At 43.0% G+C, this 26,433-nt stretch carries 25 protein-coding genes; 16 read left to right on the top strand and 9 right to left on the bottom strand.

Annotation, left to right across the window (positions count from 1 at the left end):
• The first annotated feature begins 19 nt into the window (after positions 1–19).
• Positions 20–283, top strand: coding sequence for a hypothetical protein (locus tag AOC03_RS05795; RefSeq protein ID WP_062534160.1), 264 nt, complete (start codon positions 20–22; stop codon positions 281–283).
• 220 nt (positions 284–503) lie between these two features.
• Complete coding sequence (locus AOC03_RS05790) at positions 504–887, top strand: DUF2147 domain-containing protein (protein WP_062534157.1); 384 nt, start codon at positions 504–506, stop codon at positions 885–887.
• A gap of 308 nt (positions 888–1,195) precedes the next feature.
• On the opposite strand, the gene AOC03_RS05785 is transcribed toward AOC03_RS05790, so the two are convergent.
• The 3 genes from AOC03_RS05785 to AOC03_RS05775 all read right to left on the bottom strand — a co-directional run bounded on the left by AOC03_RS05785 (position 1,196) and on the right by AOC03_RS05775 (position 4,495).
• On the bottom strand, positions 1,196–1,534 hold the full coding sequence (locus AOC03_RS05785; RefSeq protein ID WP_062534155.1) for a P-II family nitrogen regulator: 339 nt from the start codon (positions 1,532–1,534) through the stop codon (positions 1,196–1,198).
• 541 nt (positions 1,535–2,075) lie between these two features.
• Positions 2,076–2,933, bottom strand: coding sequence for a universal stress protein (locus AOC03_RS05780; protein ID WP_062534153.1), 858 nt, complete (start codon positions 2,931–2,933; stop codon positions 2,076–2,078).
• A gap of 62 nt (positions 2,934–2,995) precedes the next feature.
• Entirely contained in the window at positions 2,996–4,495 is a 1,500-nt protein-coding gene (locus tag AOC03_RS05775; RefSeq protein WP_062536533.1) for a SulP family inorganic anion transporter, read from the bottom strand.
• A 695-nt stretch (positions 4,496–5,190) separates the two neighbouring features.
• On the opposite strand from AOC03_RS05775, the gene murD reads away from it, so the two are divergent.
• Positions 5,191–6,642: a UDP-N-acetylmuramoyl-L-alanine--D-glutamate ligase gene (gene murD, locus AOC03_RS05770; RefSeq protein WP_062534150.1), complete on the top strand. Its 1,452-nt coding sequence runs from the start codon at positions 5,191–5,193 to the stop codon at positions 6,640–6,642.
• Between the two features lie 220 nt (positions 6,643–6,862).
• Positions 6,863–7,987 (top strand): putative lipid II flippase FtsW, encoded by a 1,125-nt coding sequence (ftsW, locus tag AOC03_RS05765; protein WP_062534148.1) that lies wholly within the window; start codon positions 6,863–6,865, stop codon positions 7,985–7,987.
• A gap of 137 nt (positions 7,988–8,124) precedes the next feature.
• Here the strand turns inward: ftsW and gluQRS are convergent, their stop codons facing one another.
• The 6 genes from gluQRS to AOC03_RS05735 all read right to left on the bottom strand — a co-directional run bounded on the left by gluQRS (position 8,125) and on the right by AOC03_RS05735 (position 13,565).
• The gene (gene gluQRS, locus AOC03_RS05760; protein WP_227514296.1) at positions 8,125–9,156 is read right to left on the bottom strand and encodes a tRNA glutamyl-Q(34) synthetase GluQRS; all 1,032 of its coding nucleotides are present in this window, start codon (positions 9,154–9,156) and stop codon (positions 8,125–8,127) included.
• Positions 9,157–9,378: 222 nt separating this feature from the next.
• A complete protein-coding gene (gene dksA / locus AOC03_RS05755) occupies positions 9,379–9,816 on the bottom strand; it encodes an RNA polymerase-binding protein DksA (RefSeq protein WP_062534146.1) in 438 nt (145 codons plus the stop codon).
• Between the two features lie 353 nt (positions 9,817–10,169).
• Positions 10,170–11,003: a metallophosphoesterase gene (locus tag AOC03_RS05750; protein WP_062534144.1), complete on the bottom strand. Its 834-nt coding sequence runs from the start codon at positions 11,001–11,003 to the stop codon at positions 10,170–10,172.
• A 230-nt stretch (positions 11,004–11,233) separates the two neighbouring features.
• Entirely contained in the window at positions 11,234–12,049 is an 816-nt protein-coding gene (locus AOC03_RS05745; RefSeq protein WP_062534142.1) for a metal ABC transporter permease, read from the bottom strand.
• A 99-nt stretch (positions 12,050–12,148) separates the two neighbouring features.
• Positions 12,149–12,955: a metal ABC transporter ATP-binding protein gene (locus tag AOC03_RS05740; protein WP_084785781.1), complete on the bottom strand. Its 807-nt coding sequence runs from the start codon at positions 12,953–12,955 to the stop codon at positions 12,149–12,151.
• 100 nt (positions 12,956–13,055) lie between these two features.
• Positions 13,056–13,565, bottom strand: a complete 510-nt coding sequence (locus AOC03_RS05735) for a transcriptional repressor (protein ID WP_420480456.1) — start codon at positions 13,563–13,565, stop codon at positions 13,056–13,058.
• A 170-nt stretch (positions 13,566–13,735) separates the two neighbouring features.
• Here AOC03_RS05735 and AOC03_RS05730 point away from each other — a divergent pair, with 170 nt between their 5' ends.
• From AOC03_RS05730 to AOC03_RS05675, 12 genes are all read left to right on the top strand, one after another.
• Positions 13,736–14,692 carry a metal ABC transporter solute-binding protein, Zn/Mn family gene (locus tag AOC03_RS05730; protein WP_062534140.1) on the top strand — a complete coding sequence of 319 codons (957 nt, stop codon included), beginning with the start codon at positions 13,736–13,738 and terminating at the stop codon, positions 14,690–14,692.
• Between the two features lie 230 nt (positions 14,693–14,922).
• Complete coding sequence (locus tag AOC03_RS05725; protein ID WP_062534138.1) at positions 14,923–15,321, top strand: ATP synthase subunit I; 399 nt, start codon at positions 14,923–14,925, stop codon at positions 15,319–15,321.
• A gap of 892 nt (positions 15,322–16,213) precedes the next feature.
• Complete coding sequence (gene atpB / locus AOC03_RS05720) at positions 16,214–17,080, top strand: F0F1 ATP synthase subunit A (RefSeq protein ID WP_062534136.1); 867 nt, start codon at positions 16,214–16,216, stop codon at positions 17,078–17,080.
• Between the two features lie 33 nt (positions 17,081–17,113).
• Positions 17,114–17,362 (top strand): F0F1 ATP synthase subunit C, encoded by a 249-nt coding sequence (gene atpE, locus AOC03_RS05715; RefSeq protein WP_025651437.1) that lies wholly within the window; start codon positions 17,114–17,116, stop codon positions 17,360–17,362.
• Positions 17,363–17,478: 116 nt separating this feature from the next.
• A complete protein-coding gene (locus AOC03_RS05710; protein ID WP_062534134.1) occupies positions 17,479–17,949 on the top strand; it encodes a F0F1 ATP synthase subunit B in 471 nt (156 codons plus the stop codon).
• A 13-nt stretch (positions 17,950–17,962) separates the two neighbouring features.
• Positions 17,963–18,586: a F0F1 ATP synthase subunit delta gene (locus AOC03_RS05705; protein ID WP_062534132.1), complete on the top strand. Its 624-nt coding sequence runs from the start codon at positions 17,963–17,965 to the stop codon at positions 18,584–18,586.
• A gap of 97 nt (positions 18,587–18,683) precedes the next feature.
• The gene (atpA, locus tag AOC03_RS05700; protein WP_062534130.1) at positions 18,684–20,228 is read left to right on the top strand and encodes a F0F1 ATP synthase subunit alpha; all 1,545 of its coding nucleotides are present in this window, start codon (positions 18,684–18,686) and stop codon (positions 20,226–20,228) included.
• Positions 20,229–20,406: 178 nt separating this feature from the next.
• Entirely contained in the window at positions 20,407–21,288 is an 882-nt protein-coding gene (gene atpG / locus AOC03_RS05695) for a F0F1 ATP synthase subunit gamma (protein WP_062534128.1), read from the top strand.
• Between the two features lie 38 nt (positions 21,289–21,326).
• Complete coding sequence (gene atpD / locus AOC03_RS05690) at positions 21,327–22,760, top strand: F0F1 ATP synthase subunit beta (protein ID WP_062534126.1); 1,434 nt, start codon at positions 21,327–21,329, stop codon at positions 22,758–22,760.
• 99 nt (positions 22,761–22,859) lie between these two features.
• Positions 22,860–23,276: a F0F1 ATP synthase subunit epsilon gene (locus AOC03_RS05685; protein WP_062534124.1), complete on the top strand. Its 417-nt coding sequence runs from the start codon at positions 22,860–22,862 to the stop codon at positions 23,274–23,276.
• 527 nt (positions 23,277–23,803) lie between these two features.
• Positions 23,804–24,514, top strand: a complete 711-nt coding sequence (locus tag AOC03_RS05680; RefSeq protein ID WP_062536526.1) for a response regulator — start codon at positions 23,804–23,806, stop codon at positions 24,512–24,514.
• A gap of 218 nt (positions 24,515–24,732) precedes the next feature.
• Complete coding sequence (locus tag AOC03_RS05675) at positions 24,733–26,415, top strand: ATP-binding protein (protein ID WP_062534122.1); 1,683 nt, start codon at positions 24,733–24,735, stop codon at positions 26,413–26,415.
• The last annotated feature ends 18 nt before the right edge of the window (positions 26,416–26,433 follow it).

Genomic DNA, 26,433 nt, shown 5'->3' with positions numbered 1-26,433 from the left:
TGATAAATAGGAAACATAAATGATTGAACCTTTTGCGAACAACCATCAAAGTATGCAGATTGGCGACTTAGTGATCGAAAATCAGACGGATAAAATCACTATTTATGGCGATATAGACCTCAAGCGTGACGTTGTAGGAAAGCAGCAAGCGCAGCAACTGCACGAGCTCACCAGTAAAATATTACAAGCGTTTGATAATTATCCTGAAAATAGCAAAAATCTAGCTGAGTCAAAGGATAACAATGACTCAGCAGATGAAACTATAGACAATCCATTCTTATAACTATTTGATATAGTTTGGATTGTATAGTCATCCTCATCTATAAAGAAATGACTATGCAAAATTCGGAATTTGCTTATAATGAATGAAACGGCATTTATGTTACTCCAAGGCTAAATATAAAAACCATTAAAAAATGGTCAACGATAGTTAGCATTGGAATGATAAATAAGTATAAACACCATCACGTTTTATATTCTCATCGTACGAAAGGAATCGATCTATGAAATTATTTACTAAAACTGTATTAACGGTCGCTGGTATCAGCATGGCAACCATGGCATTCGCCGCTGACCCTTTGGCTAATACCAGCTGGCAGACCTTCGAAGATGGTAAGCCTAAAGGTGTGGTAAAAATCACTGAATCAAATGGCGTTTTGACTGGCAAGCTTGTGGAAGCCAATACCGCAAAAGGTAAGCAATACGTCGGTATGACCATTATCTCAGGGCTAAAAGCAGATGGTAATGGTAAATATAGCGGCGGTACAATTACTGACCCAGCAAAGAGTAAAACTTACCGTCTGACCGCTACGGTCAAAGGCGATACTATGGATTTAAAAGGTCATTTAGGGCCATTCACACGTACTCAAACGTGGAAAAAGAAATAACTTTATAAACGTTATTTTGGATAATCTAAATTATTAGCTTAATACCTTAGTGTCATAAAAACCCCGCATTACCAATAGGTGATACGGGGTTTTTATATTGCGGCATTCATTAAGGTTAATAATTTGCATCACGCAGACATTAATTGGCGTAGAAATTCTGGATAATCTTCTTAAGCATAGTCTAGGATATCCGACCCTAACATAAAATCATCGCCACAAATATCGCCACAAATAAGATGCATCGTATAGGAAATGAGATAGCTAATATACCTCTATTTTTAGCGAGATTAGGTTTACGCTATACTCTATTAGATGGCGTCGTGTCCGGTCTCACCGGTACGAATACGAATGACTTGTTCAAGATTGGTCACAAAAATTTTGCCATCGCCGATTTTACCCGTACTGGCAATCCGAGTGATGGCTTCTATAGCAGGCTCAACCATCTCATCAACGACCGCGACTTCTACTTTTACTTTCGGCAAAAAATCTACTACGTATTCAGCACCGCGATATAGCTCTGTATGTCCTTTTTGGCGACCAAAGCCTTTGACTTCAGTAACGGTGACGCCTTTTACGCCTATATCAGACAGTGCTTCGCGTACGTCATCGAGCTTAAAAGGTTTTAAAATCGCAGTGATGAGCTTCATAATAAATTTCCTTATATGAGTGAGGTGGCAAGCAGAGTTATGCATTTTGGTATATTTTATCTTTGCATTTTGCATGTCTTACGGTCAATGATTCAAACAACTGTGCCTAAAAAACACTCATAAACTAATGACACGTTAACGGTAAGACAATCTTTATAATGATAATTATTTATAATGGCAATGCACACGCCGCTATTCTGCCTGAAATGGTAAAAAATTAGGATTTTATTATAACCAAATTCTGAACGACTGGGGGCAGCTATCCTGTGATGATTTGCTAAAGCTTGAAGACAGCGAAAAAGTAGAATAAAGGATGTTATTAATAAAAATAAGCAATAGCAGAGTGAATTTAAGAAAGAAAAATTGCGTCATTGAAGATTGAGTCTGCTGTGCCTAACTGATAATTCAAGACCACTGACTGCACACGTTCACAGATACTGGTTATCAATTAGGGCTATCTATTAGGTTTATCAATTAGAGCTACTCATAGATGGAAAGTGAGTAGAATGTCGCTAATAGATCTTGCTAATAGCTATAGCGACTATAAATCCTTGGGAAAAAGAAGATAAGGCGTTTTAGTACTGCCAAGTAGCTTTTTAGTATCGCTACCTTGGAGCAGCTCACGCAGGCGTGATTGTCCAAATGCACCGCTCATGAGCATGCCAAGATGGTGTTCATTTTGGTAATGATTCAAAGCAGCACAGACGTCGCGGCTTTCTATTAAGGCTTTTTTACAGTTGATACCTGCTTGCTTAAGTCTAGCATACGCTTCGCGCAGGGCATCGCAGTTTGTGGCATTTTCTTTGCCAATCATAACGATATGAATGGTTAATGCACGTACTAAGGGTGTTTTACAAAGCCATTTGAGCATTTTATGAGAGGTTGGGCGATTATCAAAGGCAAATAAAGCAGTGGTTGGCGCTAAAAAATGCACGTGGGTGACAAGCACCGGACATTGGCTTAAACGCACCAGCTCACTCAAAGTCAGCTTGCAGGTGAGATGATGACCGATGACCACCAGTTGCGATTTTTCATCGACGTAATCTAAGCTTTCAACCAGCGGCTCGTGCCGATGTAAGGTATAGACTGGTCGTTTATAATGCTGTTGTCCACAGTAAGCAGTAGCTTGATACAGCAAGAGTTTACCTTGCGCTTTTAGCTCAGAGTTGCTTAAATGCTCTTTAGTGGTAAATTCTTCCAGCAAGGCGCTTTCATCATCAATATTTAAGCAGCCTGAATAATTAATCGCGGCTTTTTGTTGTAGACTTGGCACAGAGTAGAGCAAGCCAATGGGCGCTTGCAGACGTACCGCTGCCCACATGCTGGCATCCAGTACCGCTTGCACATGGTCTGGGCAGTCTAAACAGGCAATCACACTATCTGGTTTTAAATTACTCATAACACAACCACATCATCTTAAGAATGAAAATACAGTCGAAATAAAGGGTGGAATGCACACCTTTAATCAAGCAAACCAATATCGCGGCGATCATGCACAGAGAAGCGATCAATCAGCGTGCGACTGGCATTGTTGAGTCCAACCACCTTGACATCAATGCCTTCGCGTTGCAAGCGCATCACTAGCTTGTCGAGCGTATCGACGGCACTGATATCCCAAAAATGCGCTTGGCTCACATCAATATGCACATTATCTAACGCCTCTTTGGTATCAAAACTTTGCAAAAATTGCGTCGTAGAGGCAAAGAACACCTGACCTTGCACATAATAATAGCGAGTATTACTACTATCATCATACTCACTAAAGACCGTTAAAAACTGTCTGATTTTGTTGGCAAAGAATAGTGCCGATAGCAGCACGCCAACGCCCACACCATACGCTAAATTATGAGTGAAGACAGTGGTCAATACCGTCGATAACATCACGATATTAAAGGACATAGGATGGGTTTTAAACTCGCGAATAGACTGCCAGTTAAAAGTACCAATAGACACCATAATCATCACGGCAACCAATGCCGCCATTGGAATTTGGCGAACCCATTCACTTAAAAACACAACCATAATCAATAGAACGACACCAGCAATCAGGGTCGATAAGCGCGTGCGTCCGCCAGATTTAACGTTAATCATTGACTGACCAATCATCGCGCAACCTGCCATCCCACCGAAAAAGCTCGTCACCACGTTGGCAATTCCTTGACCACGGCATTCACGGTTTTTATTACTTGGGGTATCGGTCAATTCATCAACAATGGTGGTCGTCATCATGGATTCCAGCAGTCCAACAATCGCTAGCGTAATAGAATACGGCGCGATAATCACTAGCGTATTCAAATTCAGTGGAATATCCGGTAATAAAAACATCGGTAGCGAATCTGGCAGCTCGCCCATACTACCCACATTGCGGATGTCTAAATTCATATACATTGCCACAATCGTCAAACCAACGATACAGACCAGCGGTGAGGGCAGTACGCGTCCAATTTTCGGTATCAATGGAAATAAGTAAATAATGGCAAGTCCCGCTGCGGTCATGATATACACCGTCATGCCGACCCGTTCCGTCATTGGATTGAGCTCAGGCAGTTGGGCGGCAAATATTAAAATTGCCAACGCATTCACAAAGCCAATCACCACCGAGCGCGACACAAACCGCATCAAATTGCCCAGCTTTAAGATGCCAATGACAATTTGAATGACGCCACATAATAAGGTGGCGGCCAGTAGATATTGTAGTCCATGGTCGGCGACCAAGGTCACCATGACCAAAGCCATCGCACCAGTTGCCGCTGAAATCATCCCCGGACGTCCACCGACAAAGCTAATCACTACCGCAATACAAAACGAGGCGTATAATCCCACTTTAGGATCAACGCCTGCGATAATAGAAAAGGCAATCGCCTCTGGAATCAGTGCCAATGCGACCACGATACCCGATAGGATATCGCCTCGCACGTTAGAAAACCATTCGTCACGTACGTTATCAAGAAAAGAGGTCATAAATAAACTGCATACCATTAGGGGCAAAAAAAGTAATCATTAGCCAGTAGTCATATGGTTTATTGACAATAGTAACCACTGGCTAATCTACCGCGTCGCTTAACATAGTCGTACTGTTAAGTGGTCCTAAGCTTTAGCGTCTTATCAAGAAATTTTAGCGTCTTATCAAAAAAACAGTCATTAACCGACAGTCACTAATCAACAATCAACAATCATGAATCAATATAGTAGGAGCAACAATAAGTAGGGCTATCGAGCGTCTCACCGTGTGAAATAGTGTCAGTGATAGTATCGATCATAAAATAAGATACCGTCATAGCTTACATAAAAATCCGATGAAAAATTCAAGAGGCTATAGAAGTAGAATGAGACTAAGAATAGTTGCTGAATACTGCGTGACAATAGGGCGATATGGGTTACAACATGCTAAACTAAAACGCCAAATGAACGTGGCTGTCAAAGTCACAGAACGTTAAACTAAAAACATGCGCATAATACCACATAGAGATAAAAAAGCAGTACCGAAACCTGAACGATACCGTTATGATGCTTAGAATAGTATGTATCGGTTCTTATCTTCAATAGACCAGTGGCTGCCATGTAACTGACACGTATTTGCCATGTACCTGATGGATGCCGTTTTGTCCGCTAGATAACTTGATTGCTCAGTGAATAATACTGTACAAGGAAACAATATGACCCGTCTTGCCGCAACAGAATTATTAATCCATAAAGACAATGCCTTACAAAACAGTGATCTACAAAATAATGACCTACAAGTCGTGGTTGGATTAGGACAATCGGGATTATCAGTAGCACAGTATCTGACTGAGCAGGGTTACCGCGTGGCAGTGACGGACAATCAGAGTGCGCCGACATTAGCGGATAAATTACCAACCGCGGTTGAAATTCGTCGCTTTGGTGCGATTGATGGTGATTTGTTGCAGCAAGCAGCGCGTATTATTATTAGCCCTGGTATCTCGCTAGATACGGAGGCGGTAGCTGCTTCTCGGCAGGCAAATATTCCTGTAGTTAGTGATATTCAGTTATTTTGTGAAGCTTGCACCGTACCGATCGTGGCTATTACGGGTTCAAATGCCAAAAGCACGGTGACCACTTTGGTTGGGCAAATGGCAGCTGATGCAGGGGTCAACGTTGGGGTTGGCGGCAATATTGGCATACCGGCATTAAATTTACTTAAAAATCCGGATATGCAGTTAGCCGTACTTGAGCTATCCAGTTTTCAATTAGAAACGGTCACCAATTTAGGCGCCCAAGTCGCCACCGTGCTCAATATGTCCCCCGATCATTTGGATCGCCACGGTGATATGCTCGGTTATCATCAAGCCAAGCATCGCATTTTTCAAGGTGCGAAGTCAGTAGTCATTAATCGTGAAGATGCGCTGACCCATCCCTTACTGGCGGACAATGTACCGCGTTTAAGCACGGGGATTCATGCGCCTGCTAACGGTCAATACGGTTTGATTATTGATTCTGACGGACAAACTTATTTGGCACGTGGTACAGAACGTCTGTTATCAGCGGACAAACTAATTATTAAAGGTCGCCATAATTTACTCAATGCTCAATCTGCCTTGGCGCTGGGTGAGCTTGCAGGATTACCGCTCGATAGTATGCTAACCACGCTACAGCAATTCGCTGGGCTTGACCATCGCTGCCAATATGTCGCAACGGTAGCCGGTATTGATTATTTTAATGATTCAAAAGGTACGAATATCGGCTCAACGATGGCAGCTATTGAAGGGTTAGGCGCAGTCTATGCCCCTAAAGATGGCAAGCTATTATTGATTTTAGGCGGTGAAGGTAAAGGGCAGCAATTCGGAGAATTAACCCCGTTTATCAATCAATACGTCAGCCAAGTGCTGTTTATTGGTCAAGACAGCTTACAAATCGAGCAAGATCTACGTGCCGCAAAGCTGAGTGATGACGTTACGTTGCACCAGTGCCAAACGTTAGAGGGCGCATTTGCAACGATTCAGCAGGTGACTGCGAGCAGTTTGTCGCAAGTACAAGCGGTACTATTATCGCCCGCTTGTGCCAGTTTTGATCAGTTTAGTGGCTACGCGGCGCGCGGTGAGTATTTTAGTCAATTGGTCGCAGAATTAGATACTGTGATTGTTAGCTAAAGGTTGGCATTCACTCACGTCTAAAGAGGATGGCTTGGCTATGTATTCGCTCAATGTCTTTTTTTAGATAGTATTTTTAGGTTTTATGAAGTAAACGGTGGCGTTGAATAAACGCCGTGTTTTTTGTTTGTTAGTGTATTCAAATATTATGGCGTTCTCTTTTCTTTCTCGTTCTTCTCGCTCGCCTCAGTCAACGACTGACTTAGGTAGTAGGCCGTATATGCCTTCAGCACGTACCACTTTGTTGTCTAGTGTTGGCTGTATGTTGGTGCTCAGCTTGCTGATGGTGGCGTCTGCTTCTATTCCATTTTCGCTCAGTCGCGGGATGACAGAGCTGCACTTTTTTAATCGTCAGCTGTTGTATATGGCTATCGGATTGGTGGTAGCAGGCATATCCTATTTCCTCGTACCGCTCAGAATGCTGTATCAAACGACGACTCAGTTTGTCTTATTGGGCATCACAGGATTGCTACTGGTAGCGGCGCTGTTTGGTACGCCAGTTAATGGTTCAAAACGCTGGCTCGACCTTGGCTTCATTAACTTTCAAGTCGCTGAGCTGGCAAAGCTGGTCATCATTGTGTTTGTTGCTGATTTTGTGGTGCGGCGCTCATTTGAGGTGCGAAATGGCTGGGATGGCTTTTTGCGCATCTCCTTGGTCATTGGCTTGCTGACAGTATTGCTGCTATTACAGCCTGATTTTGGTTCATTAGTCGTTATTGTCGGTACTGTATTTGCGATATTCTATATTGCTGGCGCACCTTATAAGCAGTTCATTGCGTTAGGAGCGGTAGTTGGTGCTTTAGCAGTCATGGCGGTTGCCTTTGTGCAATATCGCTTGACGCGAGCGTTATCATTTCTAGACCCGTTTGATGATATTCAAGATACAGATTATCAGCTGGCACGCAGTTTAATTGCCTTTGGTCGTGGGCAATTTACCGGTGTGGGTTATGGCGAAAGTGTGCAAAAGCTCTCACATCTACCGGAGGCACATACGGATTTTTTATTGGCAATTACCGGTGAAGAGCTTGGTTTCGTTGGTGTGGCGATGATTTTGCTATTAGAGACGCTCATTATCGGTAGCGCGATGCGCATCAGTTACAATGCTTTGAAGCGTCGGCAAATGCGTATGAGCTATACAGCATTTGGCATTGGGATTATTTTTATTGCGCAGACGGTGATTAATGCAGCGATGAATATGGGTGCGATGCCGACTAAGGGTTTGACCATGCCATTCTTTAGTTATGGTGGCTCTTCAATGTTAATCAGTTTAATTATGGTCGCTATCCTGCTGAAAATTTATAAAGAAAGCCCTGAAATCGAAAAAAGCCAATGTCGTTATTATTAAGCAATCGTTTAAGCTAATAATTCGTCAACATAAAAAAGCGTCGCAAGTAGCGGCGCTTTTTATTATTTAGCTTTTGCTCTTTCTGTTTAAATAGCTCCAATATTTAAATATTAGGGCTGTTTAGATATTGAAGCTATTCAGATATTAAAGCTATTTAAAGTCTGTTTGCCTTGTAAAGGGGCGTTATCCCACTGCGCAATGGCTTGTTCTAGCATACGTGTTGGCGTGTCCATATCAACAGCCGGTTGTTGTAGCAGCCGCAACGCAGTGGCGATAAGCGCACTTGATTTACGCGTATCAATTGGCTGCGCAAGGTTTTGTTTGGAGAGTTTTTGTCCATCCGCATGACATATCAGTGGCAAGTGATACCAGTAATCAATACTTGGCAGCTTGGCTGCTTGCATGATGCTAATTTGGGCGGTGGTCAGCGGTAAAATATCCAAACCGCGCATGACATGGCTAACGTGTTGCAGCCCATCGTCAATACTTGCCGCCAAGATATAATTAATCATCCCATCTTGCCGCCGTACCACCATATCCCCCAACGTTTGCTGCGGATTTTGCCATTGTAGCCCCTGAATGCCATCGATAAAGCCAGTGGTATAATCGGGCAGCTGTAAGCGCAGTTTATGCTGCTCTTTATTCAGATGTGCGTCTAGACAGCAGCGCGGATAGCGTTGATGTTCGGCTGTATGGTTATTTTTATTTGGAGCGGTTGTATTTGAAGCGGTTTTATTTAGAACGCTCTTGTCTGGAGCAGTTTGGTTTGATGGTTGCGAGTCTTGTTGCGCCCCCTGTTGTGCCCAATATTGCGCCAGACTTTTACGCGAGCATTGACAACCATAGGTGAGAGGAAATAGGGCAGACGATAAGTAATCATTATAAATATCAATACGCTCTGACTGATAAATAACATCACCGTCCCAATACAACCCAAGTGCCTCTAAGTCTATTAATATCTGCTCACTAAATTGCTCATCACATCGTTCACTATCGGTATCTTCTATACGCAATAGCCATGAACCGCCCAACGACTTAATCTGGCAAAAACTTGCCAGTGCCGTGGTCAATGACCCTAAATGTAGCTCACCAGTCGGTGATGGCGCAAAGCGTCCAATAGGGTGGCGCTTGCTCGATAATAGGTCGGTCGGCGTATGAATCAATGTCAAAATAGAGCGCTATTAAAAGTGAAAGAGTACCGATAGCATAAAGAATGTGACTATAAAAAGATATTTATTAAATGAAAGTATTTTGTTAGTAGTCACTTTCTACGTTACTTAGTCCTTAATACGCTAATAAGTAGTGATTTGCTAAAAAGCTATCCACTACAATACAAAAAGCGACCCGTGATATGGTCGCTTCTTGTGATAACTACTGTCGTGCTATTAGATTTAAGCGCCTTGATTTTGACGTTCTTTCATCTCTGATAACGTTTTGCAATCAATGCACTGCGTTGCCGTTGGACGGGCTTCTAAACGACGTAGTCCAATTTCAACGCCACACGTTTCACAAAATCCATAGTCATCACCATCGATTTCTGCTATTGATTTGTCAATTTTACGAATGAGCTTACGTTCACGGTCACGCGTACGCAAGGTTAACGCAAACTCTTCTTCTTGAGTCGCGCGGTCATTGATATCCGGCATGGCGCTCGATTCATCTTGGATATAAGTCATGGTGCGGTCAGCTTCACCGATCAGCTCATCTTTCCATGCCAATAAAATAGCTCTAAAGTGCTCTAACTGCGCCTCAGACATATACTCTTCGTCTTTAGCAGGCACATAAGGGGTGAACTTCACATCACTCGGATTCGTAGTCAGGGTGCTCATATGGGTCTCCTACTTTTTCAAATTAATTCAACAAAACGACATTATAAAAAAACAAGACGTAAAAATTTTTACTATAGGTCAGAACTGTACTGCTAAGGAACGCGTTATTACTGAACAACGTAAGCGCTAGCGCTACTCAATCGCCTTGGTTATCCTAGCCATTAATAGAGTATCTAGATAATAATAGCTTCTATCTCATTTTGCTTATCGATTTTAAAATTTATTATTTTTATTATTCATGTATTTTACTGCTTGTGATTGTCAATAGTATGGCAGTTTGTTATGACAGTATTTATGATGGCTATCACTTATTAATATAGCAGTTATGTGATTTAGGTCAATAATACTGGCGGTCAAGTATCCAATCTTTTTACCCAGCTTGCAACCTGTCCATTGTTGGCTAATTGCAACCAGCGATAACCGGGGCGTGCATGGTTATCATAAGCAAAGTCGTTTTCATAAGGCTTGAACTGATAGCAAGTAGAAGGAGTATTATAGACGGTCACACCCTGATGTTCACGCGCTTGTTCTTGATGGGTATGACCGCTGATGACCACGCGAAGATGGCTAAAATCATCCATACGCTGCCAAAAAGTCTCTGCATTTTTAGCAATATACTCATCTATCCAGTCAGAGTGCATGGGGAGCACGTGATGATGTAATGCTAAAAATGCCGGCTTATCACAGGCGCTCAGCTGCGCACACAACCAATCAATATCAGTAGGAGTAATTTCACCCGCCACCTTGCCTGCTATAGCCGAGTCCAAAAATAACAACTGCCAATCGTCCGTGTGAATCACATGGCGACTGAGTAAGCGTGGATCAGCAGATTTGGCGACCAGCTGACGTTGAAAAAAAGGTAGCTCTCTACCCGTTTCATCGGTCACATCATGGTTACCCGCAATACAGGCATAAGGAATATTGGTAGCGTCTAGTACCGCAAAAATATAATCGTAAATAGCGGGTTGTACTTCATCTACTAAGTCGCCTGTCACCACGATTAAATCACAGCGAATGTCTTCATTTAGCGCTTGCTGTAACACAGCTTCAAAGCGTTGCCGACAGTTAACGGTAGCGACTACATCATTAAGACAGATATCATGCATCGATAAATGCAAATCAGTGATTTGCAGCACGTTTAGTTGCTTATCTGGTGTACTAAGATTATAGGGGGGATAGCTTCGCATAGGGTCTGTCCCTCAGCATGCCAAAACAGTCGTTGCTATCACAGAGCAATAGCTATTTTTATCCTATCATTTCATACATCTGTTTAATGGCGTGGTCAGTTAAATATCATATACAATTATATTTAGGCGGTTTATAACATATATTTTAGAAAAGCCCTAGCGATATTTGCCAAATAAAGTTGAATAAGTACGTGATAAACAGCAATAAAGTGTCATATCTCGTGGAGGTTTTAGTAGCGTGATTGACGATTCGCTGTCCAAAAATTTGATACGATTAATGCCGCAAAAAACAGAATCGCCAACACTAAAACAATCGCCAGTCCCGTTTGAATATCTAACCAAATACTACCCCAAATCCCCAACGTTACGCCCACTTGTGCCACTAGCAGCGCGATAATGACCATCTGCTTTGGCGCGCTAGAATATAAACGCGCTGTTAATGCAGGTAATACCAACAAGCCACTGATGAGTAAGCTCCCCACCGCTTGCAACGCGATGGCACAAAATCCGGCGAGTACACCCATAAAGAATAGCCGCTGCCGTGTTGGATTGATACCTTGAATACGCGCTAGTGCTTCGTGAGTAGCAAGCTTCACTTGTGCTGACCAAATATAAATTAAAAATCCTAAGCCTACCAACACACTACCGGCAAGTAGGGGTAAATCTGCCCAATCAATATCTAGCAAATTACCAAACAAAAATCCTAAAACATTGGCTTGCTGATCGGTTAACTGGGTTAAGGTTAATAATCCTAAGCACAGCAGCGTGACAGAGACAACGGCTAACACCGCATCGACTGGCAGGCGCTCATCATCAATCACTACCAAGCCTACCACCACCATCACGCTGACCATAGCAACGCCAATGCCCATGGGCAACTGCCACAACACCGCAAGGGCGACACCCAATAGCGTTCCGTGGGCTAAAGCGTCGGCAAAAAACGCCATCCGTCGCCATAATACTAAGCAACCAAGCGGCGCTGACAGCAATCCTAAAATACTGCCGGCAATCCAAGCAGGGGCAATGATGGCTAACCAAGCGGTCATAACAGGTATCCGTTAAAGCTTTTAATAAAGAGAAAGAGAGAAAGGGAGTAAAGCAAGGCAAAGTAGTCAACGAGACGGCACGCCTAGCGCAACTTTCCACTAATTTGGGGCATGATGCTCACAAGCGTGGGGCTGATGGACATACGGTTGCTCGTAATGATGACCGAACAGCTGTTGGAACTCAGCAGTCGTCGCAAGCTCGCTTGGTTTGCCCTCGCAGCAAATGTGCTTATTGAGACAAATCACGCGTCGACTGCCTTTCATGACCCAATGCAAGTCATGGGAGACCACTAACATGGCACAGCGTAAAAAATCAGGCAGCTCATCAATAAACTTATACAGCCAAACTTCAGTATCCGGATCAAGACCTTGCATCGGCTCATCCAAAATCAACAGATTGGGCTTATCTAACAAGGCGCGCGCTAATAATACACGCTGAGTTTCACCACCAGATAAATGCAGCATTTGTCGCGGTAGTAAATGCGTCAATGATAAATTATCAAAAATAAACTGGCGCTGGGTATCATTCAACCGGCGTTTATCCGCTTGCGCTAGCAGGTCTTGCACCCGTAGCGGCAAGATGGGTGGCACTGAAAATCGTTGCGGCACATAGCCAAGTTGTAGCGCTTGATGCGCGGTAATTTGACCTTTAGTAGGGCTGATTAAGCCTAAAATCAGCTTGACCAACGTTGACTTACCCGCGCCATTCGGTCCTATTAAGCTCACCGTTTCATCGACCGCGATATCAATATTAATATGGGAAACCAAACGCTGCCTGCCAATATCAAAGTTGACATCATTTAAACTCAGTAGCTGAGTACTATTGTCATTAGATTTATTTTCAACCGTGCCATTATCAAGCGCAGAAGTAGAAGGTTGACGTAATGGGGATGCAAATGGGCTCATGAGGTCACAGCGAATAAGTTAAAAGTGAGGGTAACTGTCAATAAAAAATGGTCAATAAAAAAACGGGCGATAAAAATAGCAAAGATATGTGGCTAAGCGATTAATGACAAGTTTGACAGCGTCCACTCAGCTCAATAACACTACGCGTGACCGTAAAGCCAACATCGTGTTCCGCAAAGCTCATGATTTCTTGCACCGGCACGCTACTACATTCTTGTACACGCTGGCACTGCTCACAAATCAAAAAAGCGGCGGTATGTTGCGCGCGTGGATGACAGCAAGGCACGTAGGCGTTAATGGAGGTCAGCTGATGAATCAAGTTCTCTGCCAATAAAAACTCTAGGCTACGATAAACCGTCGGCGGTGCAACATTTTTTTGCGTCACTTTTTTTGCGTCACCGTTGTTAATGGTCTCAGCATGCTCTATTTCTGCTAAGCGCGTTTGCTGCAATTGGGTAATCAAATCATAAGCCCCAACTGGTTTATCGGCTTGCAATATCAGTGCATATATCTGCTGACGTAGCAGCGTAAATCTTACCCCACGTATGCGGCATTGCTCTTCGGCTGCTATCAGACGGTCATTCACATCAGTAGACGTCAATTGTTGCACATCATGTACATGGTCACAGACCGATGAAGAAATAGACACCGTACGAACCCCCAAAATAATCGTGCGCTTTCAATTGTTATAGTATAACATAATGCAGATTGAATAATAAAATTATAATCATAAATCCTCACCACACTTTTTGAAAATATACCGCATAGGATAATGACCACATGACTGCCAATCATCAACGCTGCGCCAACGCGGCTAATAATAACCTCTCTCAAGCTAAAGTTGGACCAATTAGAAAAGCATTTTTGCGCCAAGGAAGCACACTATTACGCCAACCTAAGCGCTGGATAGCCGCGTCTATCATGCTATTAGGCTCAGTGATGATGCTAAGTGCTCAAGCAGCCACGGTTAGCGTCAGTAACTATCCGCTGTTTTTGCTCAGTCAGGCAGTAACAGAAGGCGCACCGCCTGCTAAGCAATTATTGCAAGCAGGGGAGGTGGGTCATCATGGCAGTATCAGCCCGGGCGATATTAAAGCCATTCAAGACAGCACCTTTGTGGTTTGGTTTGGTGCATCGCTAGAGAACAACTTGGCAACCACTCTCAATACCGCGCCCAATGCTATCTCGTTGTTTAACTTTAAAGCGTTTAACCGTCATCCGCTCCGTGACGTAAAATCTATGCCCATTGCTGGCACACTAGATCCTCATATTTGGCTAGATCCTGAAAACGCCAAAGCAATTACCCGCGCTCTTGCCGTCATTCATAGTCATGCCAATCCGCAATATAAAAAGCTCTATCAAGCCAATACGCAAAAATTCGCCCAGCGCATGGATGCCGCTGTCGCTAAAATGCAGCAGCAGAATAATAAAAAACGACCTTATTGGGCGTACCATGATGCCTATCAATATATGGAACCGGCTTTGCATCTACAGTTTATCGGCAGCCTAAGCACAGACCATCATTTAGCACCCAAAGCCAGTCAACTGCGCTGGCTTAATGAGCAGCGTCCGATGAAGCAAATGTGCTTAGTTAGTCAAGGTGAGCCTGCCAAAGGTTTACTTGCCAAACTCCAACCGGTAAAAAGCACCGTCCAAGTCGAAGATATGAGCGCAAGTAAAGACTTCGTGAGCGGTTGGTTAAGTATGGCGCAGCAGATAGTAAACTGTATTTCATAAAATTATCAGGCGACAGATTCACCTAGCAAGTAAGGGTGATCATCAAAAGCACCACCTGTTTGGCTCTAAATGGCTGACAAACCTCACATTTTACTTGCTTAACAGGCGTCCGCTCCCTATAATGAGGAGCGTTTAATTTTGGTTAAAGGTGATGCCTGTATAGTGAGACATTCACGGATAAGTCTGCTTTTGTGCTGCTATTATCCCAACGCTATATTATAGGATAGCTGATGACCAAGCCTGCCAAACGCACGCAAAAAGATAATATTGGCATTTATCTCAAACGACAAGCATGGATATTATTTATCCTGATTGTTATTGCTGGGATAGTAGATGTCGCGTGGCTGCATACGCAGCTTATCGCCGCAAAAAGTCTAGCCATCGGTGCGCTATTAAGTTTTGCCACCCAAGTGGTTTTTGCTAGTTTTATCTTTTGGCATACCGGATATCGCGCGCGCGGACGTATTGTCAGCCAGCTATATCGGGGTCAGATGGTCAAATGGCTACTGACCGTGTTTGGTTTCGCACTAATTTTTATTACCATACAACCCCTATCAGCACCTGCGCTGTTTATCGGTTTTATGGTAATGCAGATTAGTCACAGTTGGATGTTGTGGCACATACGCTAACGACCGTAACAATACAATTGCTCAGAGATAATAATTAAATTGAACTGAGCTTTTGTGATCTACCGTCGTTCAGGGTAACCAAGATACTTATAACCAAGATACTGCTTACAAACTATATTGTCATTAAGAACATATTGTCATTAAAAGTACACCAGTATTAATAGTATATCGTTATCAATAGCGCTCATGAGGTCACCCTGCCGTCCAATTTCTTTACGGCTAACTCAGCACCGTTAAATATATCAATAGCATTAAATGTACTAGTAAATAACGTCTTCTAATATTAATAAACCTAAATAAGAAATGTATTTAAAGTAAAACGCGACTCATTTTTATTATAAAACGATATGAATCGTCACATTTAATGTCATAATGAGCGTTATTAGCGGATTTAAGATATAAAACATAAAGTAAAGACAGTATAAAAATAAAGTTTTACAATTTATTTATGAGCGCAAAGCTAGATTGCTAAACGCTGACAGCTGCCACCTTACTGATACAATGAATAAAAAACAGATAATTTACTTTACACGAATACAACGCTGCATTAAGATACACAGTTAAATGTTTTGCTTAAACGTGTTGTATTAAGCATTAATCTTGCTACAAGGATATGAGCAAGTACTAACATGATATTTTCATGTGCAGATACCAAGGGCTGGTAATTACTACTATTAAGCCCTTTTTTGATAGCTAAATTTTATAAAAAGCTAATAAAATCAGGTACTTGCATCAGTTCTATAGGTTGGGTGTTGTTGATTACATGATAGCTTGAGTACGATGATTTGCAGGTATTTTAAACGATGCAAATTGCCGCGCTAAACTATTCATCAGATGACAACCGTATTTTTTGGTAGTTGATTAAATCGTTGATTAATAAGAAGCTTACATTATGGCAGCCGAGCAAACATCATCAGAATATATCTCTCACCACTTAACGAACTGGACGTACGGCTATCTGCCGGGCGAAGGCTGGAAAGTCGCGCATACCGCTGAAGAAGCGGGGCAAATGGGCTTCAATGCTATTCATCTTGACTCTATGCTATGGTCAATTGGTCTGGGTGTTTTCTTTTGTGCCCTCTTTTGGATGGTTGCCAAAAAAGTCACCTCAGGTGTGCCGGGTAAACTACAAGCCGCCGTTGAGATGATCGTTGAGTTTGTTGATAACAACGTACGTGATTCGTACAGTGGTACCTCAAAGTTAGTTGCGCCTTTAGCGTTAACCATCTTTGTATGGATATTCTTAATGAACTTGATGGATTTAATGCCCATTGACTTCATTCCAAGCATTGCCGGTCAAGTTGGCGCGGCGATGGGTCATGATCCACACCACGTATTTTTCAAAATTGTACCAACAACCGATCCTAACATCACGCTTGGCATGTCATTTTCTGTCTTTGCGTTGATTATCTTTTATAGTATCAAAGAAAAAGGTTTAGGTGGTTTTGTTGGCGAGCTGACCCTGCATCCGTTTAGTGCTAAAAACCCTATCATGCAGGCTATTTTAATCCCCATCAACTTTATCTTAGAGTTTGTAACTCTGATAGCCAAGCCTATCTCATTAGGTCTGCGTCTATTCGGTAACATGTATGCTGGGGAGCTGATTTTCGTATTGATTGCCCTAATGCCATTTTGGATTCAATGGGCGTTATCTGTACCGTGGGCTATCTTCCACATCTTAATTATTACCCTTCAAGCGTTCGTATTTATGATGCTGACGATAGTTTACATGTCGCTTGCATCATCAACTGAACATTAATTAGACATTCAATAGGTAAATGAGGATACATCGATGGATCCAGTATTAGGTGGTTACACAGTTATCGCAGTAGCGCTACTAATCGGTTTAGGCGCACTTGGTACAGGTATTGGCTTTGCTATCTTAGGTGGCAAATTCTTAGAAGGTGTTGCCCGTCAGCCAGAACTTGGCTCACAGTTGCAAACCCGTATGTTCATCGTGGCAGGTCTTCTTGATGCTGTACCGATGATTGGTGTTGGTATTGCCATGCTATTGTTATTCGCAAACCCTCTAGCAGGTTAATCAGAAAGCTCAGTTGTAAATGTTTGATGGTCAATATTTATAGATGCACCGCATCGAAATTTGACTGTCAAATATGATCAATGACACTGATTTTTCATTAACAAAGAGGTGATCACGTGAATATCAATTCTACCCTCATCGGTCAAGCCATTGCTTTTGCAATCTTTGTGATGTTCTGCATGAAATTCGTGTGGCCACCACTTATTGGCGCAATTAATGACCGTCAGCGTAAAATTGCTGAAGGCTTAAGTGCTGCTGAAAAAGCAAAAGCAGACTTGGCAACCGCTGAGCAAGATGTACAGCAAGAGCTTGATTTGGCTAAGACAAAAGCGGCTGCATTAATTGAGCAGGCGAATAAAAGCGCCAACCAACTTGTTGAAGATGCTAAATCGCAAGCCCAAGTGGAAGGCGAACGTATCCGTCAACAAGCGCAAACTGCCATTGATCAAGAGATCAATCAAGCCCGTGAATCATTACGTGCTCAAGTGGCAGAGCTTGCAGTATTGGGTGCTGAGAAGATTTTGCAAGACAAAGTCGATATGCAAACACATGCCAAAATGTTAGACCAACTGGCGGCGAAGCTGTAATTGTGAGGATATAATGGCTGACTTATCAACCTTAGCACGACCCTACGCTAAAGCCGCGTTTGACTATGCCAATGAGAACGGGGTAGTAAATGAGTGGGAAGACTTCTTGTTTATTGCCAGTACGATTGTCAAAGACACGTCGTTCCAACCATTGCTAGACAATCCAGCCGTTTCTGCTGAGCAAAAGTCAGCCGTTTTGGTCGATCTTTATGATACACAAGTGGCGAGCGATAATGATTCTGCCTTTAAGTTGTTATTGAAAAATAACCAAGGTCATAGTCATGACGGTAACGTCCGCTATCCACCAGTATCAACCGAGCTTAGCAACTTCGTTATTCAGTTATCAGAGCACGAGCGTCTGGCGCTGCTGCCTGAAGTTTATGAGCATTATCGTCATCATAAGGCGTTAAGCTTAAAGCAACTTGACGCTTATGTGACCTCTGCCTATCCTTTAACCGATGCGCAGCGCGAGCTGTTGCAATCACGTCTTGCTGCCTCGCTTAATGCCAGCGTAGTGATTCATGAGTCGGTTGATGCAAGTCTTTTGGCAGGCGCAACCATCAAGGTTGGCGATAAAGTCATTGATGATTCCATGCGTGGCAAGTTACAACAGTTAAAAACACAGCTAACGGCCTAATACCAATCATGAACGCAAACTTGCCTTATCGGGTGTGCGTGATATAAGAGTATTTAAGTCAGTGGGCGGGTTATCATAAATTAAAGGAAACACGGCAATGCAACAATTGAATCCAGCGGAAATCAGTAATCTGATTAAGCAGCGCATTCAAGACCTTGATGCAGGTGCAACTGCAAAGAATGAAGGCACGATTGTCAAAGTATCTGACGGTATTGTGCAAATTCATGGTCTTGAAGATGCCATGTATGGCGAGATGATTGAATTTGAAGGCGAAGTCTATGGTATGGCGCTGAACTTAGAGCGTGATTCTGTGGGCGCGGTAGTCCTTGGTGACTACTTAAAACTACAAGAAGGTCAAAAAGCCTATTGTACAGGTCGCATTCTTGAAGTTCCGGTAGGTCCTGAGCTGCTAGGTCGTGTTGTTGATGCTTTAGGTAACCCTATTGATGGCAAAGGTCCTATCAACGCCAAGCTTACTGATAAAGTTGAAAAAATCGCCCCTGGCGTTATCGACCGTCAGTCAGTAGATCAGCCAGTAATGACGGGTTATAAAGCAGTTGATACCATGATTCCAATCGGTCGTGGTCAGCGTGAGCTTATCATTGGTGACCGTCAGACCGGTAAAACGGCGATGGCAATCGATGCGATTATTGCGCAAAAAGCTTCTGGCATTAAGTGTGTCTATGTGGCTATCGGTCAAAAACGCTCAACGATTGCGAACGTGGTTCGTAAGCTTGAGCAAACTGGCGCACTTGAATATACGACTGTTGTTGTAGCTTCTGCGTCAGAGCCAGCCGCACTACAGTATATCGCACCGTACTCAGGTTGTACGATGGGCGAATACTTCCGTGACCGCGGTGAAGATGCACTAATCGTATTTGATGATTTATCAAAACAAGCGGTTGCGTATCGTCAGATTTCACTACTATTACGTCGTCCGCCAGGTCGCGAAGCTTATCCTGGTGACGTATTCTATTTACACTCACGTTTACTTGAGCGTGCCTCACGCGTAAACGCCGCGTACGTAGAAAAGTTCACCAATGGTGAAGTGGTTGGTAAAACCGGTTCTTTAACCGCGCTACCAATTATTGAAACCCAAGCTGGTGACGTATCTGCATTCGTACCGACTAACGTAATTTCAATTACTGATGGTCAGATTTTCTTAGAGTCAAGCTTATTCAACTCAGGTATCCGTCCGGCAGTGAACGCTGGTATCTCGGTATCACGTGTTGGTGGTGCGGCGCAAACTAAGATTATCAAAAAGCTATCTGGTGGTATCCGTACCGCTTTAGCACAGTATCGTGAACTTGCCGCATTTGCTCAGTTTGCATCGGATCTTGATGATGTCACTCGTGCACAGCTTGACCACGGTGAGCGTGTCACTGAATTGATGAAACAAAAGCAGTATCAGCCGATGTCTATTGCTGAACAAGCGGCGGTTATTTATGCATCAAACGAAGGATTCTTATCAGACATTCCGGTTGAAAAAATCGGTGCTTTTGAAGAAGCTTACTTACGTTATATGCGTGATGAGCAAGCAGCACTAATGACTGAGATTGATGACACTGCCAACTATAATGATGATATTGCAGGTCGTTTGAAGTCAGCTATTGAGACCTTTAAAACAAACCACAGTTATTAATTTAACGGGTTTGGTTGGTTGTTTACTAGCGGTACGGTGTCATTAATAGACAGTCGTGCCGCTTTGCCCGCAACCAACGGCATGTGATCGCGTAGTGCCACGAGATATTAATACCTTGTTTTATATTAAAAAATTGTGAACTGCGCCAATGCTTTTAACCCTCTATATTGGAATCATTATGGCAAACTTAAAAGAAATACGTGCCAAAGTCACCAGTATTCAAAGCACCCAGAAAATTACCCGCGCCATGCAAATGGTTGCTGCGAGTAAAATGCGCCGTGCCCAAGAGCGCATGGTTGTGGGGCGCCCGTATGCTGATAGTATGCGCCGGGTTATCTCGCATTTGGTGCATGCTTCATCTGATTATAAACACCCGTATATGGAAGCGCGTCCAGTTAATAAGGTGGGTTACATCGTTATCACCTCTGACCGCGGACTTGCTGGTGGCTTGAATATTAATTTATTTAAAGCATTAAGCAAAAATATTAAGAGCTACCAAGACCAGTCTGTACACGCTGAATTTGCAGTTATTGGTTCTAAAGGTGTCAGCTTCTTTAAAAGCTTTGGTGGTAAAGTGACCTCAGCGATTACAGATTATGGCGATAACCCAACCTTTGAGCAGCTAAACGCTCCCGTTCAAGCAATGTTAGACGATTATAATGAGGGCAAAATTGACCGCATTTATGTGGTGTATAATCAGTTTATTAATGCGATGACTCAAAAGCCAACTATTACTCAATTAGTGCCGCTACCAGAAGGTACACTGAATGAGGAAAACAGTGGCATACAGACTGAGTTGAGCTGGGATTATATCTATGAGCCTGATATCAAAACGTTGATTGATGGTCTGCTGGGGCGCTATATTGAGTCGATTGTGTATCAAGCGGTAATGGAAAACATTGCCTCTGAGCAGTCGTCGCGTATGGTTGCGATGAAAGCAGCAACAGATAATGCTGGTGACCTCATTAACGATTTACAGTTGGTTTATAACAAGCTGCGTCAAGCGGCGATTACCCGAGAAATTTCGGAAATCGTTGGCGGTGCTGCCGCTGTTTCATAATTGACACCCCCTATATATAGAAGATCATGGAGAACGCAATGAGTAGCGGTCGTATTGTACAGATTATTGGCGCGGTTCTTGACGTTGAGTTCAACCGTAACGAAGTACCTCAGATTTATGATGCCTTACAAGTAGATGGCACTGAAACCACTCTAGAAGTACAGCAACAGCTCGGCGATGGCATCGTACGTACGATTGCCATGGGTTCAACTGAAGGTCTAAAACGTAACCTACCCGTTACGAATACTGGCGGTCCAATTTCTGTGCCAGTAGGTATTGGTACGCTTGGTCGTATCATGGATGTGCTAGGTCGTCCTATTGATGAAGAAGGTCCAGTAGTTGCGGATGCTAAATGGTCGATTCACCGTGAAGCACCAAGCTATGCAGAACAATCAAACAGCACTGAATTGTTAGAGACTGGTATTAAAGTAATCGATTTATTATGCCCGTTTGCGAAAGGTGGTAAAGTTGGTTTGTTCGGTGGTGCGGGTGTTGGTAAAACCGTTAACATGATGGAACTGATTAACAATATCGCGCTGAAACACGAAGGCTTGTCAGTATTTGCAGGCGTTGGTGAGCGTACGCGTGAAGGTAATGACTTCTATCACGAAATGCAAGAAGCAGGCGTTGTTAATACCGAAGACTTTAGCAAATCTAAAGTAGCGATGGTATATGGTCAGATGAATGAGCCACCGGGTAACCGTTTACGTGTTGCGCTGTCTGGTTTAACCATGGCTGAATACTTCCGTGATACCAAAGATCCTGCTACTGGTAAAGGTCGCGACGTTCTATTGTTCGTTGATAACATCTACCGCTATACGCTAGCCGGTACGGAAGTATCAGCACTACTAGGTCGTATGCCATCAGCGGTTGGTTATCAGCCAACACTTGCTGAAGAGATGGGTATGCTGCAAGAGCGTATTACTTCTACGCAATCAGGATCTATTACTTCTGTGCAAGCGGTATATGTACCTGCGGATGACTTGACCGATCCATCACCTGCGACTACCTTTGCTCACTTAGATGCAACTGTGGTACTGAGTCGTGATATCGCGTCACAAGGTATTTATCCTGCGGTTGATCCACTCGATTCAACCTCACGTCAGCTTGATCCACAAGTGATTGGCGAAGAGCATTACAACGTTGCTCGTGGTGTTCAGGAGGTTCTACAGCGTTATAAAGAACTAAAAGACATCATTGCTATTTTGGGTATGGATGAGTTATCAGAAGAAGATAAATTAGTCGTTTATCGCGCGCGTAAAATTCAGCGCTTTTTATCACAGCCATTCCACGTAGCAGAAGTATTCACCGGCGCACCTGGTAAATATGTATCATTACGTGACACCATCGCCAGCTTTAAAGCTATCATCGCTGGTGAATACGATGACCTACCAGAGCAAGCGTTCTACATGGCAGGTGGTATTGATGAAGTTGTTGCTAAAGCAGAAAAAATGAAAGCTTCTGCAGCGTAATAGACATCGTTAGGCACGAATCAGTAAATTGCTGTTTATTAAGCCGTTTACTGGTTCGCATTACCGTTTTATAACTGCTGAAATAGTAAGGAGAGAGGGATGGCAACGTTTCAATGTCGCGTCGTAAGTGCCCGTGAAGAGCTATACTCAGGCGAAATCAGTATGTTGATTGCGACTGGTAGCGAGGGTGAAGTTGGTGTGTTACCAGGCCATACTCCGCTCATTACTTTGCTAAAACCGGGTCCAATGCGCGTACAAACACCAGATGGTGAAGAAATCGTTATCTATGTATCAGGTGGTGTGTTAGAAGTTCAACCGAAGATGGTTACTGTACTAGCTGATACGGCAATGCGTGCACATAACCTTGACGAAAGCAAAATCGTCGAAGCACGCAAAAAAGCAGAGCAAATGCTCGTCAATCAATCTGATACTCTGCAAACTAACGTAGCTCTAGCCTCATTAGCAGAGTCAGTGGCGCAGTTACAGACGATTCGTAAGTTCAAAAACCGCGCCTAAGCTTATCCGCTTTAGAATTTTTGAGTGATAGCTTAATTGCAATAAAAAAACAGCCCATTACGGGCTGTTTTTTTATTGTCTAATCAATGTTGCTTCAACCTACTTTAAACGTATTCATTAATATTCCATGTGCGCATGGTTGTTTTATAGGATGCTAAATAGAAAGTCACAAAGAGAATAGAAAGAGACTAGCGTGATGACGACTATTTGGTTATATTATCATTGACCATTTTTTTACAAATAAATTTATAAACCAAAATAAATCAATAAGAGATAGAAGCGTGATTAGCGTTATCATTATTTATTGCAGTAATAATGACCAGTAACGGACGTAAACTAACGTTTTAGTCGGTGTTGTTTATAGGTTTTGTTAACAGCAATAGGCTATAGTATAGGAAGTTGCGTGTTTGATAGTATACTGTGCTACCACATTTATACCATCTATATGAACATGACTTGTTCTACTTTATTAGACGATTAACTTTTTCTTATCTCGATTTTATACATTAGAGGATATCACAATGACAATGAACGAAGACGATAACACCCCTCGAATCCTAATTGTTGAGGATGATGAGCGTCTAGCGATGTTGACCCAAGACTATTTGGTCAAAAATGGTTTAGAAGTAGCGATTGAAACGGACGGTAATCGTGCTATTCGCCGTATCGTGAATGAACAGCCAGATTTAGTAGTACTCGATGTCATGCTTCCTGGTAGCGATGGTTTAACCGTATGTCGTGAAGTGCGCCCACATTATCAAAATCCTATTTTGATGCTGACGGCTCGTACTGAAGATATGGACCAAGTATTGGGTTTAGAGATGGGTGCGGATGATTATGTCGCTAAGCCTGCTCAGCCACGTGTGTTGCTTGCTCGTATTCGTGCGTTATTACGCCGCTCTGAAAATGCCCCATCAGAAGATGTGCCTCAGCGTTTAGAGTTCGGCGAATTGATTATTGATAATGGTGGTCGTTCGGTCATGCTTGGCGAAGAGTTGGTTGATTTCACCAGCGCTGAATATGACTTATTGTGGCTTCTTGCTTCGAATGCTGGTCGTATTTTATCGCGCGAAGATATCTTTGAGCGTCTACGTGGTATTGAGTATGATGGTCAAGATCGCTCGATTGACGTACGTATCTCGCGTATTCGTCCAAAAATTGGTGATGATCCAGAGAACCCAAAACGTATTAAAACCGTACGCAGTAAAGGCTATTTATTCGTAAAAGAAGGTAACTAAGTCTACCAAAGTATTGTTGATGTATTGATAGCTATTTGTAAAACATAAAGAACCAGCGTGATGCTGGTTTTTTTGTGGATAAATTTTAAGTTTTTAGCCTTATAGTCAGCGTTATGTGGTTTAATTGTGCGATGAAGCCAAAGCGCTGAATGTTTATTTAAGTAGTCGCTTTTCATTATCCGGTAACTCATAACTCAACAAATTTGGTCACGGCACGTATGTCATTAGTTTCTTCTTTAAAACACAGTATTTTTGTTCGCATCTATGCTGGGCTCTTAATTGTCTGCTTATGTGTGGCGTTATTTGCGCAGTTATTGATGGATACGATTAATAAGGAACGCGTACAGTCATACCGTGAAAATATGGCCACGGGTGCTTTTTACTTGGTTGCTGAGGGTATCGCACGTCAAGATAGTGAAAGCCAACGCGAATACTGGTTATCTGATGCCAGTAGTTTATTCGGCTCAACCTTTCGTATTATACCGATTAAAGAGGTTAATTTTAGCGCCAATGAGCTTCGTCGTTTTGATAGAGATGAAACAGTCGTGCGCTATGTTAGCCAACAAAACTATGCTGATGTTTATCACCGTATGCCAGATGGCGAGAGTGTGTTAACCGTTAAGGTATCACAAGTTACTGAACAGCAAGTGCGTGCCATGTCGGTATTCTTATTAGATGATATGTCTTATTATACAACGCTATCCGCTAAGCGTGCGCGTCTTGCCGAGCTAGAAAAAAAGTTTCCTTTCCCGTTAGCGTTAGAAGGGGTGAATGAGCTTAACCTCGACAGTGACCAGCTTGCACGCTTACGCCGTGATGAAATCGTAATTTTGTTTCAAGACACAAGTACCAGCCAAAGTGATTCCTCTATCCGAGTGGTTGTGCCCTCAGAAATCAGTGGCATGGCAATTTTAATGGGACCTGTACCTTTATTTAACTGGTTCCCGCTAAATTTAATTGTCAGTATGATTCTGATTAGTATGTTTTTGATCAGCTTAGGCGTTTATGCTCTGATTTTCCCGCTTGAACGTAAATTACAATTGATTCAAGTGGGTGTCAATGAGGTGAGCCAAGGCAACCTAGACAGTCAAGTTCAAGTCATTGGTCAAGATGAAATCGCCCGATTATCAGCGACTTTTAATGCGATGACGTCGCATATTAAACGCCTGATTGAGTCGCAGCGCGAGCTAACGCGGGCGGTATCACATGAGCTGCGTACGCCCGTCGCACGTATTCGCTTTGCAGTGGATATGCTTGCCGATACGGATGACGAAGAATCGCGCTTCACGCAGCGTGATTATATCGATGAAGATATTGAGGCGCTTAATGGTCTGATTGATGAGATGTTAACTTATGCGAAGCTTGAAGAAGGTTCGCCAAAATTAGATTTAGAACCTGTAAATTTTAAAGAACTGATTGAGCAAATCGTGCGTGAGACCAATGCTTTAGGTAAAGATATCAAAATCGTTGGCAATCCGCCAAGCTCAAAAGTGACCGCAATAGCTGATCGTCGCTATTTGCACCGCGTGATTCAAAACCTTGCGGGTAATGCGCTGCGCTATGCTGAAACCACCATTATTATTAGCGCTGGCGTCAAGAAAGGCAACGCTTTTGTGTGCGTTGAGGATGATGGACAAGGTATTCCAGAAGCGGATCGCGAAAAAGTATTTATTCCCTTTTCGCGCTTAGATGACAGCCGGACACGCGCGTCGGGTGGTTACGGACTAGGACTGTCGATTGTGTCACGGATTGCCTTTTGGTTTAGTGGCAGTATGAGTGTGGATGAAAGTCCGAATCTTGGTGGTGCTCGTTTCACCATGACATGGCCTGTCAAACCATTGACTCAAACGATTGCCGCGGATCAAATTACCCAAGAAAAAAGTGACCGAACGTTTAGTTGATAAAGGGTTGTACTAGGC

This window comes from Psychrobacter urativorans (genome assembly GCF_001298525.1).
Lineage (GTDB): Bacteria > Pseudomonadota > Gammaproteobacteria > Pseudomonadales > Moraxellaceae > Psychrobacter > Psychrobacter urativorans_A.
The sequence above is the reverse complement of the archived record's forward strand: the minus strand, read 5'-3'. Positions and strand labels throughout refer to the sequence as shown.